Raw genomic sequence first — 16,529 nt, 5'->3', positions numbered from 1 at the left:
ATCCTCCCCACCAAACATGGGCACGGGAATAGCGGGGGTATGCGAGTCCCCCCGCCGAATCCCGTGCCCCACTTCTTTTTTATTCGGTCGCTAACTGTCCAAACAATTCCCCACGATTCGATTTCTGCCCCCCTTCCGCCGCGCTCGCGGCCAAGGTGAGCGGGACCGCATTGCGCGGCACGAGAATTCAGGGCCTGCCTGCGAACCGAGTCGAGCGGTTGCGCAGCGGGGGGGCGATCCGTGATCGGGCGCCGGAAGCACCACCTAGGGCGAGCGAACCGCCCTGGGGACGTGACAGGTGTTCCGTAAGTCGCGTGATTCGGGAGTTCGGAACGTACCGTGGTCTTCCGAGCTACCGTCCGGTGACGCGGGTCGCCTGCTCCTCCCGCAACGGGTTCGTCAGGTGGGCCGCCTTCACCTCGGCTTTGAACCGTGCGTCGCCCGCTTGGCCCGCGTCCATTTCGACCGTGAACGTGAGCGCCCGGCCGGGGGACAGTTCCTCGACGGCGGTGAACGTGATGCGCCCGTCCGCGTCGGTGTGGCCCTCGGCGGCACCGGTGCCGCGGACGAACTTCAGTTCGGGTGACGCGGTCGCGGACACTTCGATGTTCCGGGCCGAAACGGTGCCCTGGTTTTTGACGCGGATCTGGTACTTCACCCGTTTACCGGCTTCGACGACGCCCGGGGGCGTGGCCAACTCCAGCGACAGTGCGGCCGTCCCGATGATCGCCACGGCCGCCTCCCCGCGGGCCTCGACCGGCGCGCCGACCGCCTTCCCGTTGCTGACCGCGTCGCCGAGCGCCGACACCGTCACGGCGGTCTGCGGCGCCAACTGGACCGCGCTGGCGTCGAGCGCGAACGACTTCTGTGCCCCCGGCGCCAGTTCTGCGATCTTCCACTGAACGGAGCCGGGGCCGACCGACCCGCCGTCCGCGGCTGTTACCTTCACCTCCGCCGGCACGGCGGCGCGGACGACCACGTTCGACACCGCCGCGTCGCCGCGGTTCGCCACGGTCACGGTCCAAGAGACCTTCTGGTCGAGGTACGCGAGCTTCGACCCGCTCACCGCCACGGCCAGTTCGGCGCGCCGCACCTCGATCGCCACCGGTTCGGCCGTGCCCGAGAGGTTCCCGTCCCCGGTGGCGCTGACGCGGACGCCGAACTTGCCGGCCGCTTTGGCGCGGAGCGGCAGATCGAGCGACTTCGTTTGCCCCGGGCTGAGCGTCCCGGCCGGGAGCTCGATCGGTTTGCCGTCGGCCGCGGGGGCCAACCCGTCGTCCGCCCGCGCCCACACCGTCACGTTTGCCGCCGCCGCCGCTCCGGTGTTGGTGACCAAGACCCGGGCCTCGATCATCTCGCCCGCGAGCGCGATCGTAGGCGCCTCGGTCAGCACCTGGAGCTTGGCCTGCTCGACGCGCACCGTTTCGCTGGTGTCGGCCTGTAACCCGTCCCCGGTGACGGCGTCGGCGCGAACGGTGACCGCGCCGAGCTTCGCGGGCACCACCTGGAGCGTGACCTGCTGCTTGCCCTTCCCGCTCACCGGCGGCAGGTCGAACGTGAGAGCGCCGCTCTTGTCCAGGCCGGTCGGGGGCGGGTCGCTGCGCTTGAGGGTGGCGCCGTCCGAAAGCGCGACGCTGATGCGCGCGTCCCGGCTGTCCACACCGGCCACGTTTTCGAGGGTCACCGTGACCGGGAACGACCCGTTGGGGCCGGCCACCGGCGGGGCGGTCATTTTGAGCTTCACCGAGGGCGCGGCCCATTCGATGGTGGTCTCGCGCCGGCCCACCACGGCGCCCGGCCCCACGCCGCTTTCGGACGGCTTCACCACCTCCACCGCGACCCGCGTTTTGCCGGCCTTGGGGTCGCGCTGGACGAGCCGCACGGTCGCCTCGTTGCTGCCCTCGAGGCTCGCCTCCGCCTCCTTCCCGCCGGACCCGGACAGGGCGACCGTTTCGTTGCCGGCGGCGACCAGCGCGGCCGGCGGCCCTTCGAGCACGCGGTAGCGAACGCGGAAGTTGCCGCCGGCGTCGGTCGCGGTCGGGTTGATGCTGGTCGCGAGCGTGGTCTCCCCGCCGATCCGCACGGTCACCGGCTCGGGGAACTTGAACCGCGCGTCGCCCCACATCACCTTCGTCACGACGCGGCCGTTGTCCCAGTTGAACACCTCCGGCGCGTACGCCGTCACGACCGTCTCGCCCGGGATCGCGGAGCTGAGCACGACGAACGTTTGCCCCGGTTCGACCGCGACGTCGTCCTTCGGGTCGTCGTTGCCCCGGGTGATGGTTTTGGGGACGTAGGACGTGTGCGTGACGGCGCGCTTGTTGTCGATGAGGTACCCGCGCCCGCGGGTGACCCCGGACTCGTCGGCCTCGATGATGTTCCCCGGCCCCTCGACGATCCACTCAACGCGCCGGTCGCGGCGCGGCGTGCCGTCCTTGTCGTACACGGTGGCCACGAGGACGATCTGCGACCCGAGCGGGGCGTTGACGAGCCCGCCCGGTTTGACCTCGAGCCGGTGCGCCTTGGGGTCGAAGTCGCGGAAGTACCCGCGCCCGCCCGGCTTGGCGTGCGTCTGCTGGATCGGCCCCGGCGGGATGAGGTACGGGAAGTACCCCGGGGTGTACGTGCACCCGCCCGCGATCACGGTCGCGGCGAGAGCGATGACAGCGGCGAGGCGTACAGACATCGGTTGCGTTCCTCCCGCTCCGGGGCCGGGCGGCGGGATACGCAAGAGCGGAAAGAAGTGCAAGCCGGAGTGCGGGGGCACATCTCCTGGTTCACGGGGCGGTTGGTCTAAACGAGCCGGCGGCGTGAGCGGCGGCACACCTTGCCCGCCGCTCACGCCGCCGACTCCCGAACCGTCACCGCCCCGGCCGCCCGCTCAGTCGTCGTTGCTGACGCTCATGAAGATGCGGAGCACGTACCAGAACAGCAGCGCCACCGAGGCGAACAGTTGCAGCGAGGCCGACACGTGCTGGTCCGTGCCGTAGTGGTGGATGATGTTCGACGTGTCGTAGATGATGAACCCGCACGCGAGGGCCACCATCGCCACGGCGAACACCAGCCCCAGGCTGAACCCGCCGATCACCGCCGCGATCACCAGCCCCAGCGCGAGCAGCGCCCCCACCCACAGGATCGGGCCGAGGAAGGAGAAGTCCTTACCAGACAGGAACACCGCGGCCGTCAGCCCGGCGAACGCCGCGAGCGTTACGATCCCGGCCTGGAGGGGCAGCGCCTTGCCCGCGTACTGCGGCGCCTGTGTCGCCACGATCAGGATCGGCAGGAAGATCACCACCTCGAGCAGCACGTACAGGGTGAGGCCCGCGTACTGCAACCCGATGGACTGACGCGATCGGGCCATCGCCTGCGCCGCCAGCCCGCCGACCACGAACAGCACCATCAGGCCCAGCCAGGCCATGTTCCCGCCGCCCATGAAGACGGAGCGGACGATGTCCCGGCCGAGGCCCGACTCGAGCAGAACGGCCTCGATCCCGACGAACGCCAGGATCGCGCCGGTCAGGTGGGCGTAGGTGCGGCGGATGAACGCGAGCCGCACGTTCGGCGCCGCAGCCGCGACCGGTTCACTGTGGTAGCCGTCAACGAGGTAACTCATGCCTGCGTCTCCGAGTGGTTACCCCAATTCTACGCAACTGTCGTGCCCCGGCACAAGTTCCGATCGCGATCAGAGGTCGAACACGGCTTCGCCCAGCCCCACGTTCCGCTTCACGTCGCTGAAGCTGTACGCCTCGAACAGGTCGCCGACCGCGGCGCCGGACTTCGGCTGGTCGTAGGCCTCGTACCGGAGCGGCAGCTTCGTTTCCTTGTCGACGTACACGAGCGTGCGGTGGGCGTGGCGGAACGCGTGCGGCCGGCGGGTGAAGATCTCGTAGCGGGTCACGTTGCGGCCGGCGAACTGGAAGTCGCCCGTGTAGACCTCCACCGGGTTGTTCAGCGCCTTCTCGCGGGCCGCGGCGGTCGCGACGCGATCGACGACGGCCGACATCGTCCAGTCCGAGACGGGGTGCCGGTTCTCGGCCAGGAACTTCGCGTCGTCCAGGTCGAGGGTGCGGAACCCCTTCGCGCCGCCGACGCCCGCCGGGCGGTACCGGAACTTGTCGTTCTTGCGGGCCGCGGTGTAAGCGACTTCCATGCCCGCGATCGCGTCCGGGCGGGCGAACCGCACGTACACGCCGCCCGGGTTCAGCCGCACCTTCATCTCCGCGACCTGCTCGGCCGACAGCGCGCCCTTCACCACCTCCTGGCGGGTGAAGGTGCAGGTGTAGTCGCGGGTTTTGCCCAGCGCGCCCTTCGCCTCCGCGATCATGGTCGCGAGCGGGTCGGTGATTTTGGCACCCTCGGGCGCTTTGGGCGCTTCGGTTTTGGGCGCCCCGCCCTTCGGCGGCTGGGCGACCACCGCCCCCACGCCGAGCACCCCGGCAAACGCCACCGCCAGCCACGCCTTCGCGCGCATGTTCGCTCCCCCCGCGGACACCGAATCGGGACACTTTGCGGGCCACATAACAACCGCGCCCGGATCGGGGAAGAGCAGTTCGCGTAAGATTGCTGTCAACGCGCCCCGTCCCCGATTGTGGAAGGCCCCGATGGCGGTCCAGATTCTTACCGTCGAGTCGCAGCCGTTCGCCGAGAACTCGTACCTCGTGTGGAAGGACGGCAGCCCCGAGGCGTTCGTCATCGACCCGGGGTTCGAGCCCGAACTGATCGAAGAGGCGCTCGCCGAGCGCGGGCTGAAGCTGGTCGCGCTCGTCTGCACGCACGGGCACTGCGACCACATCGCCGGCAACGCCGCGCTCAAGCGGGCGCACCCGGAGGTGCCGATCGTCATCGGGGCCGGCGACGCCGCGATGCTGACCGACGCGAACAAGAACCTGAGCGGCCCGTTCGGCTTCGAGGTGCTCAGCCCGCCGGCCGACCGGGTGGTGGGGGAGGGCGAAACGCTGACCGTCGCCGGGGTCGCGCTGGAGGTGTTCGAGGTGCCGGGGCACTCGCCGGGGCACGTGGTGTACGTGATCCGCGAGACGCGACCGGTTACGGTGCTGGGGGGCGACGTGCTGTTCCGCGGGGGCGTGGGCCGCACGGACTTCCCGGGCGGCAGCTTCGAGCAACTGAAGGCCGGCATCCAACGGGTGCTGTGGCCGCTCCCCGCGGACGCGGTGGTGTACCCCGGGCACGGGCCGGTCACCACCATCGGGCACGAGAAGCGCACGAACCCCTTTGTCGCGGACTGAGCGCCCCTCCTGACCACAGGATGAGACGCGCCACTCAGCCGCTTGCGACGGCGCGCGCCATTGCGGCGACGGAATCGTGCCCGAACCGCTTCTGCGTGCGGCGCATCAGCGGATAGCCCAGCCGGGCCAGGGGGTGCGTCGGGCGCGAGAACGCGACGATGTCGTAGCTCACGGACCCGCCGATCCGGTCCCACTCGATCAGGAACCGCTCCTCGCCGGACGCCGCGTGCCCGGGAAGGGTGCCGTACGCGAACCCGAACCGCGCGGCGGTGTCGCTCACCTCGTCCACGGTGTACACGATCCGGCACGCGTTGAGCCACCAGAGGCCCGCGACGCGCGCCAGCACCCCGACGCACGCGCCGGTCGCGAGCGGCGTATCCGCCGGCACCGCCTCGACCCACCCGAGGTCGAACTGCTTCCACCGCCCCAGGGCCGCCCGGGCCGCACGGAACGCGCGCTCGCCTTCACCAACGGCCCCGCGCGCGTGATCGACGGCGTACCCGGCCGGCGGCCCGGTCGCGGTGGCCCCGACGTCCGGGTACGTCGGCACCAGAGGCGCCCGCGCGGTTATGAACGCGCGGACGGCACCGGGCGAAGGCTTGCGGAGCGTCGGCATCGTGTCCCTCACGCCGCTTCGAGTACCGCCCGGTAGCGGCGCGGCACGCCCTCGAACGCCCGCCGGTACGTCGGTTCGAGCGGCACCTCGATGGAGCCCGTTCCGTCGGGCGTCAGGAACAGCGGCACGTTCCGCAGCACGTGCCCGACCGCTACCGGCTCGACGTACGCCGTCTTGACCGATCCGGCCGAGTACGCGGCAAGCGTCCGGTCGGCGTCGCCTGGATGCACGTATGCGGTGCCGTCGAGTTGCTCTCCCAGCGACCCGTGAAACCCGTTCGGATCACGGGGCGTGGGCGGGTGCGCGTCGAGTACGAGCAGGTGGACGCCCTGGCGTAGTGCCGCCAGGGCGTGGGCGGTTGCCGTTTGCCACGCGCACTCGCTCGCCTTGTTCCCGGCCGAAACGATTTCGACCATCGCGACGATCCGGTCCCCGCTCGTGTGACGGATCACCATCCGCCGCTGCTTCGCGGTGTAGAATTCGTGCTCCGACTTTGCGACCAACCGGGTCTGCGGCGGGGCCGTCAGCAGCGCGGTCCCGCCGCCTTCGGTTGGGAACTGGTCGGATGTGTGCCCGTTACCGTTCGGCTCGTGAAGCGTCAGCACGTCCGGGTTCCCGCCGCCCGCGACCTGTTCGGCGAGCGCGTAGTACCCCGACGGGAGCAGCCCACCGTTCAGTTCCCGCCGGATCTCGGCGATCCAGGCGAGGTGAAAGTCGTGGAAGATGCCCGCGTCCACGCGCGTCCAGTCGTGCAGCGGCATTGGTGTGCCTCCCCAAACCTTCACAGGCGCCAGTATATCGCCCCGCGCGCCCGCCACCAGCGCCGGGGCCGAACACCCGGCGCGGCTTGACCGTACTCACCGGAGAACCTAGCGTGACTGAACGCTCGCGCCTGTTATTCGTGCCGTGACGAGGTCGACCCGTGAAGCTGTCCGCTCCGCCGCCCCCACCGCCGCCGCCCAGTGACGGGAACCCCGGTGCCGGCGCGCCCGGCACCCCGGACGAACAGCCCAGCCCCGCCTCCGGCGCGTCCCCGGCGGCCGAACCGCCGACCCCTCCCGCCGCACCAGCGGTCGCACCGGCCGCGGCGAAGCCGCTGACCTGGCCCGCGTGGTACAGCGGGATCGACGCCGCGCTCGCGGGGCTGGTCGTCGCGTTCGCGTTCGCCGCCGCCTCGTTCGTGGCCCGCAACTCGGACGCCTGGCTGCACCTCGCGGCCGGCAAGCGGATGTTCGCCGGCGAGTACGTCCCCGGCGGCAGCGACCCGCTCAGCTACACGGCCCAGGGCCGCACGTGGATCAACCACAGTTGGCTCACCGACGCCGCCGCGTACCTGCTCTACGGCGGCGCCGGGCAGCTCCTCGTCGCCGTCAAGGCGCTGCTCGTCGCGGCGGCGTTCGGGCTCCTGATCGCGATCCGCCGGCCGGCCTTCGCGCTCTGGCCGTGGGCGGCGCTGGCGTGCGTCGGCGTGCTCGCGTGCGCGCCGCAGTTCCTGCTGCGCCCGCTCGTGGCGTCCATGTTCCTGTTCGCGGTCACGCTGTTCGTCCTGTTCCGGATGCCGCGCGGCGCGGCCCACCCGAAGCGGCTCCTGGTCGCCGTCGGGGTGACGTTCTGGGTGTGGGCGAACGCGGACCAGTGGTTCTTCATCGGCCCGCTCGCGCTCGCCCTGGTGCTCGCCGGCGAACTGATCCAGACGTACCTGTTCAACAGCCCCGGCGAGCCGGGCGACACCCCGGACGCCGAGCCCCTGGGCCGGCTGCCGGACGTCGCGACCCTGGCCAAGGCCCTCGGGGTCGGGGTGCTGGCCTGCACGCTGACCCCGCACCACGTGCGGGTCTGGGAGCTGCCGTTCGAGCTGGTCGGCGCGCCCGGGGCCGAACTCGACCCGCGGACGCGCGCCGCGCTGATGGCGCCGACCGACGGCGAGTACATCAAGAACGCGTCCTGGGGGTACAACCTGAACGGGCTCGCCTACGTGGTGCTGTTCACCGGCGGCGCAACGATCTTCGGGCTGGGGCCGGCGCGCATCCGGGTCGGTCACGTCGCGCTGTGGCTCGGGCTGGCGGTGCTGAGCCTGTTCAGCGTTTACGCGATCCCGTTCTTCGCGCTGGTCGCGGTGCCGCTCGTGGCCGCCCAGCTGAACGCGTACAGCCGCGGCGCGCGGCTCCGGACGTGGGGCGACCCGCGGACCCGGCTGCTGGTCATCGGGGCGTCCGGCGGGCGGGTGCTGTCCGTGGTCGCGGTGTGCGCGCTGGGCGTGCTGGCGTACCCCGGGTGGGTCCACCCGGACGTGCCCGACCCGGCGAACGCGAAGCGGCTGGGCTGGGGGGTCGAGCCCGACCCGGCGCTGGCGCAGGCGGCCGAGCAGTTCCAGGCGTGGCGCGCCGACGGCGCGCTGCCGGACGACGCCCGCGGGCTCGTCGCCAGCACCGAACTGGCCAACTACATCGCGTGGTACGCCCCCAAGGAGAAGGTGTTCATCAACGGCCGGTTCCGGCACCACCGGCCCGAACTCGCCGACTACCTCGCCGTGCGCAAGGGGCTCGGTCTGGTCCGGGTGCCCGACGAGGAGCCGGACGCCGGCGCGGCGACCGCGGTGCTGAAGGCCCGCGGCGCCGAGTACCTCGCGCTCCACGGGGCGGCGGCCGAGAGCGGTCAGATGCGGGCGCGGGCCGCGCTCGCGGCGCAGCGGCTGTACCTCCAGTGGGGCCAGTGGTCGGCGTGGTACGTGAACGGCGGCACGGTCGTGTTCGGGTGGCGCGGGGACGGGGCCAAGCCGTCGTTCGCGGCCCTGGCGCTGGACCCGGTGGCGCGGGCGTTCGGGCCGGGGGCGGCGAAGGTGCCGGCCCCGGAGCTGACGCAGCCGCTGCGGCGGGACGCGGACCCGCTGGTCGAGGCGTTCGCCCAGGCCCCCCGCCCGGCCCCGCCCGGGGCGGCCGAGGCGCGGGCGTGGATCGAGTACAAGGAGGCCCTGGTCACCCGGGTGCGCATCCGCCAGCAGATCAGCGTGGAACTGTTCTTCTACGGACCGGCGGTGCAGCACGCGCTGCACTATCCGGTCCTGATCGGGGCCGACGCCCGGGGCATGACCCGGTTCCCGGCCCGCGGCGCGACCCCCGAGACGCAGGCCGAGCTGCGGGCCGAGGCCGACGCGCTCCGCGCGATCCCGCTGCTGGCGGTGCGGGCCGCCCGGCGGGCCATCGCCGAGGACCCGGACCACCCGGACGCCTACTTCGCGCTGGGATCGGCCCTCGCCGACCCCGACCTGCCGCTCTCGGACGGCGAGCGGGCGCTGGCGCAGGTCACCGCGTTCCGCCAGTGCCTGGTCCGGCTCCCCCGGCCGGAGCGGTACAAGCGGGGCCAGTTCGCCGTGAGCGGCACCGAGGCGGCCCTGCGGTTGGCCCAAACGTACCTGGGCCAGCCGCTCGTGTGGCGCGACGCGCGCAACCGGGACGTGGTCGATTACACCGGCTTCCCGGTCACCGGGTTCCCGATCGACGCCGGGCCGCTTCTCGGGCCGCTCGGGCAGCCGCTGTTCCGCGAGCGCACCGGGGCGGTGTCGCGCGGGGAGCCGGCGGACCCGCGCACGGCGGCGGTCATGTTCAACGGCGCCGCGTTCGTCTTGCCCCTCGACCTGGCCCGCGAAACGCTCCAGACGGCCCTGGAGTACGCGCCGCTGGACATCGGGAGCGACGCCGACGAGCGGCTCCGGGAGAGCGTGAAGCAGGTGGAGGCGTTCCGCCGCGAGGTGGAGGACGTGATGATCCGGTACAAGGGCCGGTACGACGCCGGCCGGGCGACGGCGCCGAAGCTCCCGGTGCTGGTGGGCCGGGCGGTCCAGTTGTGCATGCCGGGGGAGGCCCTGCGGCTGCTCAACGATAAGGACACGGACTTCGAGAAGGAGTACGGGCGGGACCAGCTCGGGTTCGCCGGTCAGTTGCTGGTCGCGCTGAACCTGGCCGTCGGGCGCATCGAGGACGCGGCGGAGACGCTGAAGAACCTGTCCGGCACGAGCTCCAACAGCACTCAGCTCCAGGGGCTGAAGTACCAAAAGGCGGTGCTGGCCGGGGAGTACAAGCACGCCGGCGATCTGTGGGAGTCGCTCAACCCGGAGGTCGGCACGCTCGACGCGCTCCCGGCGGCGGGAGCGAACGTTCCCAGAGAGGTTCTGCTGGGGACGATCAAGGCGCTGATCCGGAGCCCGCGCGACGACGACGCCGTCGCGGTGCTGAGGCGCATGATGGTCGCGCCCGTCGGGCTGGTGCCGGAGCCCCTCCAGATCGTTCCGGAGTGGTTCTGGCTCCAGTCGTGGGAGAACCTGCGACAGCTCCTCCAGCAGCGGCTCGCGGGGCAGCTCCGGCTGGACTCGAACTTCTTCACCCGCCGCGGGGTGCTGTACCTGCTGGAGGGGGACGTTCCGGCCGCGAAGGAGCGGTTCAAGAACGCGCCGCGCAAGGCCCCGGCCGGGTGGGGCGTGCCCGACATGAACTCGGCCCAGGCGGACGGGTACTTGAAGCTGATCGAGAAGGCCGCGGGCCGCCCCCCGCGGTAAAACGGTTCGGTCGGCCGGCCCCCGCCGGCCGGCGGACGAGGGGAACCCATGCCGAAGTGGACCGTGGCCGGGGTGCAGATGGACTGCGCCCTGGGCGATACCGTCGCGAACCGGAACGCGCTCGTGGCGAAGCTCCGCGGGGCCGCCGCGGCCGGCGCGCGGCTCGCCGTGTTCCCGGAGTGCGTGCTCTCCGGGTACGGGTTCGAGTCGCGGGCGCACGCGCTCGCCGCGGCGGAACCGGTCCCCGGGCCGAGCACCGACTTCGTGGCCGCCGCGTGCCGCGAGCTGGGCGTGTGGGCCGTCTTCGGGCTCCTCGAAGCGGCCCCGGACGGCAAGCTCTACAACGCCTGCGCGCTGGTCGGGCCGAACGGCCTGGAGGCCAGCTACCGCAAGCTGCACCTGCCGTGCCTGGGCGCCGACCGGTTCACCGACCCCGGCGACCGGCCGCTCGCGGTCCATGACCTCGGCGGGCTGAAGGTCGGGATGAACATCTGCTTCGACGGCAGCTTCCCGGAATCGGCCCGCATCCTCACGCTGCTCGGCGCCGATCTGGTGGTGCTGCCGACCAACTGGGCCACCAACGCGCGCAAGATGGCGGAGCTGGTGTCCGCCGCGCGGGCGTGGGAGAACCACATCTACTACCTGGCGGTGAACCGGGTGGGCACGGAGAGCGGGTTCACGTATCTGGGGCTCAGTTCGGCCGCCGACTACATGGGGAACGTGCTGCACTTCGCCCCGGAAGGTACGGACGCGATGTTCCTGATCGAGGTCGACCCGGAGGCGGCGCGCCAGAAGCGGGTGGTGACCTGCGCCGGCACGTACGAGATCGACCGCGTGAACTGGCGGCGCCCGGAACTGTACGGCCCGCTGGTCGCGAACCCCGGCCAGTTCACCGGGCACTTCAACAAGTGAGCAGGACCGCAGAGGGCAGAAGAGCCGTATTCACCGCAGAGGAGGTTCCCTCCGCGAAGCGGGAGGGGTTCACGAGAGGGCGCAGAGAGAAAGCCAAGAACGGCAGAAAAGGGAAACTTCTTTTGCCTCATTCTCTCTGCGCCCTCTCGTGAACCCCTCCCGCTTCGCGGAGGGAACCTCCTCTGCGGTGAATACGGCTCTTCTGCCCTCTGCGGTGAACACGGCTCTTCTGCCCCTTCACCCTACTTCTTGAACACGTCCCGCAGGATGTTCAGCACCTGCTTGCCGCCCGCGAGCGCCTGGTCGCGGAGCTTGTCGTACTTCCCGGCCCCCGCCTCCGCCTCGAACGCCTTCAGCACCGCCGTGCCGCGGGCGTGGTCGAGGTGGGACACGATCGCCGGCACCAGCCCGTCCGCCACCCCGAACGACTCGTTCTCCAGCCCGCACACCGGGACCACGTCCTTGGTGAACGTGTCGAACTGCTCCCGCGCCACCGCCACGCACTCGCGGATGTTGACCTCCTTGGGCCGGGTGCCGGCCCGCCAGTCGTAGGGCGGCGCCCACTCGGCCTTGGGGCTCAGCAGGTCCACGTGCGACACCGCCACCGCCACCGGCGGCATCTTCAGGTGCGGCTTGTCCGCGAACCACGCCCGCAGCCGGGCCAGCAGGTCCACGTCGTTCTGCCGGCCCGGGACCGTGGCCTGCGTGACCAGCAGGATCAGGTCGGCGTCGCGGGACGCCTCGGCGGCGGCGGCGAAGTCGACATCACTCGGGCCGTCCTGCCCGTACCCGCTGGTGTCGAGGACGCTGACCGGCTGCCCGTCGGGGAGCGTGTAGTCGTACCGCACCCCCGCGGTGACCGGCAGGCGGTCCACCTTGGCCGCCGCGCGGCCGAGCAGGGCGTTCACGAGGCTCGATTTGCCGGCCTTCACGGACCCGAGAACGCCGATCGTGATGGCCTTGGGGCCGGTCGCGGTGTTGGCCGCGGCGGTGACGGTCACGTCGCCGATCTGCGCCGTCGAGGCCGCCGGCCGGGCGGCCGGGTCGTCGGCGGGGGGCGGCTGGCGCTCGGCGAGCAGCTCGCGGTACCGCTTCACCCCCACCCGCAGCCGCCCGCTGTTCAGCTCGATGAGGTACCGGCCCAGGTGGTGAATGAACGCGGTGTGGAACCACAGGATCACGTTGTTCTGGAGCCGGTCCAGCATGGTCCCCAGCGCGGCCTTCGAGGCCAGGTACCGCAGCGCCGTCTGGAGCGGGTCGAGCAGCGCCGCCCCGGCCCAGTAGATGTTCTGCCCCATCTTGTAGTACTCGACCGCTTTCCGCGCCCGCTTCATGTCGCGGATGCGCAGCATGTGCGACCCGGGCACGTACTTCTGCACCAGCTCGTCGAGGTCCGCCGACGCCAGCTCGATGCACGCCAGCACCTCGGGGAGCGTGAGGTGCTCGAACGGGTCGCCCGCCCCGGGGTTGTACTGCTCCGCGACCTGCTTCGCGAGGTCCAGCGCGAGGTCGCTGTAGTGCTTCGGGTCCTCGAGCTGCTTCGGGCTGACGGCCTCGAACGAGTTGGCCTTGGCGACCACCAGCGCCCACGCCGCCTGGTCGCGGTCGGTCCAGTACCCCGGCCGGTCGTCGGTCGGGGGCAGGGTGGTGCGCCGGGTCCAGCGCCACGCGAGGAAGTACGCGAGCGCGATGCACCCCACCATCGGCCACCACGTCCACAGCACCCAGCCGGTGGACCAGAGGTGGTAGCCGCCCGCCCCCATCAGAAACGCGAACGGGGCCGCGAACAGCACGATCAGCAGGGCGATGCGAAACCGGGTCATGCGCGGGTCTCGGGTCGGGGGTCGGTCCGAATCGTTCCGAACGGTCTGCGCCGCGAACACCCGGCGCCGCGGGATCACGCCTTCGTTTCGGCCTTCGGGTGGTCGGCCTTCCACTGCTTCTCGGCGGCGTCGTAGTGCTCGTGGTAGAACTTCCGCAGCGCGTCCGGCGTGGGGACGTGCCCCTCGCACACGGCCTCGAAGTAGAAGCACAGCGCCCGGCCCAGCGCGTAGGTCGAGGCGGCGGCGACGGTCGCGCCCACCGCCGAGCCCACGACCGGGATGAGCTTCACCGCCTGCCGGATGAGCTGCCGCGACAGCATCCCGACCCCGATCGCCGCGGCCAGCTCGCGCAGCCGCTCGGGCGTCAGCGGCTGGCCGTAAATCTGGCCGATGTGGTGCGCCATCCGCGCCTGGATCCCGGGCAGGATCACCATGTCCGCGAACGGGATCGGCACGGCCCCGGCGGTGCCCGCCAGCGACGTGTACCCGAGGATGATCGGCTCCGCGTGCCGCTGGTGGACGCCCTTGAGCGCGTCCGTGGCCTCTTTCAGCCGCAGCAGCGTCTGGCGGTACGCCGCCGGCAGCACCGTGAGCAGCACGCCCTTGAGCTGTTCGCCCCCGTAGTTCGGCTCGGCGAACCCGTCCTCCGGTTTCGTCAGGTCCAGCGGCACGCAGGCGTCGAACAGCCCGGCGAACGCCCGCCGGTGCTCCTCGACGCACTCGCGCATGTGCTGCGGCACCGCTTCCGGTACCGGCGCGCTCGGCTGTGCCGCCAGTGCCTCAAAGGGGTACGGGGTGGGGTGCGGCTTCCGCGGGATCGTCTCGTGCAGGCAGGTGACCGCCAGGATCACCGGGCGCGACGGGCTCGCCGCGCGGATGCGCTCGAGGGCGTGGCGCACGTTGCCCTGGCCGAAGTCGGTCGCCTTCGCGGTGACGACCACGACGTGCGCCTGCCGGTCGAACTGGGCGATGTCCTCGGCCGGGTCGTAGCCCGGTTCGTCCACCCCGCGGGTGTCGAGGAACGTGAGCAGCGGGGCGTCGCTCGTGGGGAACTGGTACAGCCGGGAGGTTTTGGTGCACGGGCGGAACCCGGAGCCGATCGCGGCGTCCTCGGCCCCGGTGAGGAACCGGACCAGCGAGGTCTTGCCCGATTGCGTCTTCCCGAGCAGCCAGAACACCGGCGCCGGCGTCTTGCCGCGCACGGCGTCGAGCGCCTGTTCCAGGTCCGGCGGCGGGCTGGCGTCGCCGGTCACGGTGCGCTTCATCGCGTCCCAGAAACGGCTCATGCGATTCGCCCCCGCGCGCCCGCCGGTACCCGACGCCCGGGCCGCACGATCTCGCTCTTGACCCATTTTTCCCCCACCGCTATCGCGTGACCACATCTGACCCTGCGTTGCTGCGGTGCGCCCCAATGGAGAGCGGGACCGGTAACCTGAAGCTGTTCGCTGGCCCGCCGGAAACGGCGGAGCTGCCGGCCCCGCCGTCGCCCGCCCCGCTCCCGGACCCGCATGTCGCCGCCACCCGCGAGCTGATCCGCCCGCCCGCCGTGCGCCCCGGCCGGCGCGATTGCGAGCCGTACTCCGCCGCCTGGTTCGACGAGCTGGAGCAAAAACGGTACCAGCGGCACGGCCGCTGGCTCCCCAAAGCGCTGGAGTTCGGCCGCCACCCCGGCGAATCGCTCCTGGTCCTCGGGTGCGGTCTCGGCATCGACGCCGCCGCCTACGCCCGCACCGGCACGAGCGTCACCGTCGCAACCGCCCCGGACGAGCGCCCCGACCTGATCCGCGAGAACTTCGACCGCAACGGGCTGACGGGCGAGTTCGTCGCGCTCGCCGGCCCGCGGCTGCCGTTCGCCGACGGGGCGTTCGACGTCGTGACCTGGAACGCCCTGTACGACGCGGCCGAACCGAACCCGCTCCGCATCGACGAGCTGTTCCGCGTGCTGAAGCCGGGCGGCAAGCTCATCGGGCTGTTCCCCGCGCACTACGACACGGCGTTCTGGCAGAGCGTCCTGTTGCCCCTTCAGTGGTTGTACTGGCGGCGCCCCGCGGACCCCACAACCGCCCCGAAGGCCACCGCCCGCGAACTGGTGCGGCTGTTCCGGCAGTTCGGTGAGCACCGGGTGTCGAAGCGGCACCTGCGGCGCGGCGAACTGCCCTACGTCTGGCGCCTGCTCCCGCTGGTGCTCCTCGAACGAATCATGGGGCGGGTGCTGGTGCTGAAGGCGAAGAAGCCGATCCTCGCCGCCCGGCTCCACGCCGCGCAAATCGACATCGGCCGCGTCGCGGCGTGAGTCGCGGTCCGGCTGGTTGTGTCTGTTTCTTGTGGCACAGACATTCCTGTCTGTGCGACCTATCGCGCTGCACAGACATTCCTGTCTGTGCCACAAAGACAAAACCAAAACGGACACCAACAGCCGATTCGTATGTGGGCGGCCCCACCACGGCCCGCCCGGTCCCGGCGTTCCGTTCATCGTAATGCGTCCTGCAACCGGGTGATCTGTTCGGCCATCGGGCGCGGCGCCGCCGGCGTCGGCTTCCCGTGCTCCCCCTGCACCTTCAGCCACACGAACACCGGACCGTTCCCCGCCACCGCCTCGCCCGCGACCGCTTCCCACCCGGCGCGCGAGTCGCACGTGTACACGCGGCCGATCCCGGCGCCCCGCGCGATCGCCCCGAAGTCGGTGCCGCCCGCGTTGGGAACCGCCTGCCCGCCGGTCACCTCGTACAGCCCGTTGTCGATCAGCACGATGTACAGCGGCACCTCGACCTGCGCCACGGTCACGAGACACCCAAGGTTCATCAACAGCCCGCCGTCGCCGGTGAGCACGACCACCCCGCGCCCGGGCTTCGCGAGACACAGCCCGAGCCCGAGCGGCACCCCCTGGCCCATGCTCGACGGCAGGTAGTGGAAGTCGAGCGGCGAGTCGGACAGGTGCGGCCAGATCGCGACCGACCCCATCGTCGTCACGACAACCTGGTCGTTGCGGACCGCGGCCAGCACTTCGAGCGCGTCACGGTGCGTCATCATGGCGTGTCACGTCCGCATCGGGTTGGGTCGTTGTTTCCTGCCGCCGTCACAACAAGATCTGCAATAACATCTTGCGGCGCATCCGCCGAATTTCGCCGGTGTCGCCCGCTGGTCAACCGGTCGGGTTGTGCGGGTTTTACTCGTGCGACTCGGTGGTAGTACCGCACCAGCGAATCGGTAGCGGTCGGGTAGCGGATCGGCGGCCCGAGTACCAGCGGCCGTCTCGTCGCGGTCCCGTCGCCTTCGCTCCGACCGCACTGTAACCCCCGTTACAGCCGCGCGCGGGTGGGACTCCCCCCATCCGACCTGATCCCAAATCCGGCTGATCCGTGTCGGGCCTTATTCTGTAG

12 protein-coding genes are annotated in these 16,529 nt (G+C 71.3%); 4 read left to right on the top strand and 8 right to left on the bottom strand.

The genetic code is table 11. The annotated features are described in order from the left end of the window. Positions 1 to 352: 352 nt before the first annotated feature. From R5W23_RS23805 to R5W23_RS23795, 3 genes are all read right to left on the bottom strand, one after another. The gene (locus R5W23_RS23805) at positions 353 to 2,686 is read right to left on the bottom strand and encodes a COG1361 family protein (RefSeq protein ID WP_320688464.1); all 2,334 of its coding nucleotides are present in this window, start codon (positions 2,684 to 2,686) and stop codon (positions 353 to 355) included. A gap of 195 nt (positions 2,687 to 2,881) precedes the next feature. Then, a complete protein-coding gene (locus tag R5W23_RS23800; RefSeq protein ID WP_261186055.1) occupies positions 2,882 to 3,613 on the bottom strand; it encodes a Bax inhibitor-1/YccA family protein in 732 nt (243 codons plus the stop codon). A gap of 69 nt (positions 3,614 to 3,682) precedes the next feature. Next, a complete protein-coding gene (locus R5W23_RS23795; RefSeq protein WP_320688463.1) occupies positions 3,683 to 4,471 on the bottom strand; it encodes a DUF1571 domain-containing protein in 789 nt (262 codons plus the stop codon). A gap of 130 nt (positions 4,472 to 4,601) precedes the next feature. On the opposite strand from R5W23_RS23795, the gene R5W23_RS23790 reads away from it, so the two are divergent. Next, on the top strand, positions 4,602 to 5,246 hold the full coding sequence (locus tag R5W23_RS23790; protein WP_320688462.1) for an MBL fold metallo-hydrolase: 645 nt from the start codon (positions 4,602 to 4,604) through the stop codon (positions 5,244 to 5,246). 34 nt (positions 5,247 to 5,280) lie between these two features. On the opposite strand, the gene R5W23_RS23785 is transcribed toward R5W23_RS23790, so the two are convergent. Next, a complete protein-coding gene (locus tag R5W23_RS23785) occupies positions 5,281 to 5,862 on the bottom strand; it encodes a DUF1990 family protein (RefSeq protein ID WP_320688461.1) in 582 nt (193 codons plus the stop codon). 8 nt (positions 5,863 to 5,870) lie between these two features. Next, positions 5,871 to 6,623 (bottom strand): DUF4058 domain-containing protein, encoded by a 753-nt coding sequence (locus R5W23_RS23780; protein WP_320688460.1) that lies wholly within the window; start codon positions 6,621 to 6,623, stop codon positions 5,871 to 5,873. Between the two features lie 161 nt (positions 6,624 to 6,784). Here R5W23_RS23780 and R5W23_RS23775 point away from each other — a divergent pair, with 161 nt between their 5' ends. Together R5W23_RS23775 and R5W23_RS23770 are read left to right on the top strand one after the other, a co-directional pair. Next, complete coding sequence (locus R5W23_RS23775) at positions 6,785 to 10,414, top strand: hypothetical protein (protein ID WP_320688459.1); 3,630 nt, start codon at positions 6,785 to 6,787, stop codon at positions 10,412 to 10,414. 48 nt (positions 10,415 to 10,462) lie between these two features. Then, positions 10,463 to 11,326 (top strand): carbon-nitrogen hydrolase family protein, encoded by an 864-nt coding sequence (locus tag R5W23_RS23770; RefSeq protein ID WP_320688458.1) that lies wholly within the window; start codon positions 10,463 to 10,465, stop codon positions 11,324 to 11,326. 242 nt (positions 11,327 to 11,568) lie between these two features. On the opposite strand, the gene R5W23_RS23765 is transcribed toward R5W23_RS23770, so the two are convergent. Together R5W23_RS23765 and R5W23_RS23760 are read right to left on the bottom strand one after the other, a co-directional pair. Continuing rightward, positions 11,569 to 13,149, bottom strand: coding sequence for a GTPase family protein (locus R5W23_RS23765; protein ID WP_010045771.1), 1,581 nt, complete (start codon positions 13,147 to 13,149; stop codon positions 11,569 to 11,571). A gap of 74 nt (positions 13,150 to 13,223) precedes the next feature. Then, positions 13,224 to 14,435, bottom strand: coding sequence for a YcjF family protein (locus R5W23_RS23760; protein ID WP_320688456.1), 1,212 nt, complete (start codon positions 14,433 to 14,435; stop codon positions 13,224 to 13,226). Positions 14,436 to 14,560: 125 nt separating this feature from the next. On the opposite strand from R5W23_RS23760, the gene R5W23_RS23755 reads away from it, so the two are divergent. Further along, entirely contained in the window at positions 14,561 to 15,442 is an 882-nt protein-coding gene (locus R5W23_RS23755) for a class I SAM-dependent methyltransferase (RefSeq protein ID WP_320688455.1), read from the top strand. Between the two features lie 176 nt (positions 15,443 to 15,618). Here the strand turns inward: R5W23_RS23755 and R5W23_RS23750 are convergent, their stop codons facing one another. Next, positions 15,619 to 16,179, bottom strand: a complete 561-nt coding sequence (locus tag R5W23_RS23750) for a thiamine pyrophosphate-dependent enzyme (RefSeq protein ID WP_320688454.1) — start codon at positions 16,177 to 16,179, stop codon at positions 15,619 to 15,621. Positions 16,180 to 16,529: the final 350 nt, after the last annotated feature.

Source organism: Gemmata algarum (assembly GCF_034097035.1).
GTDB classification, from domain to species: domain Bacteria; phylum Planctomycetota; class Planctomycetia; order Gemmatales; family Gemmataceae; genus Gemmata; species Gemmata algarum.
The sequence above is the reverse complement of the archived record's forward strand: the minus strand, read 5'-3'. Positions and strand labels throughout refer to the sequence as shown.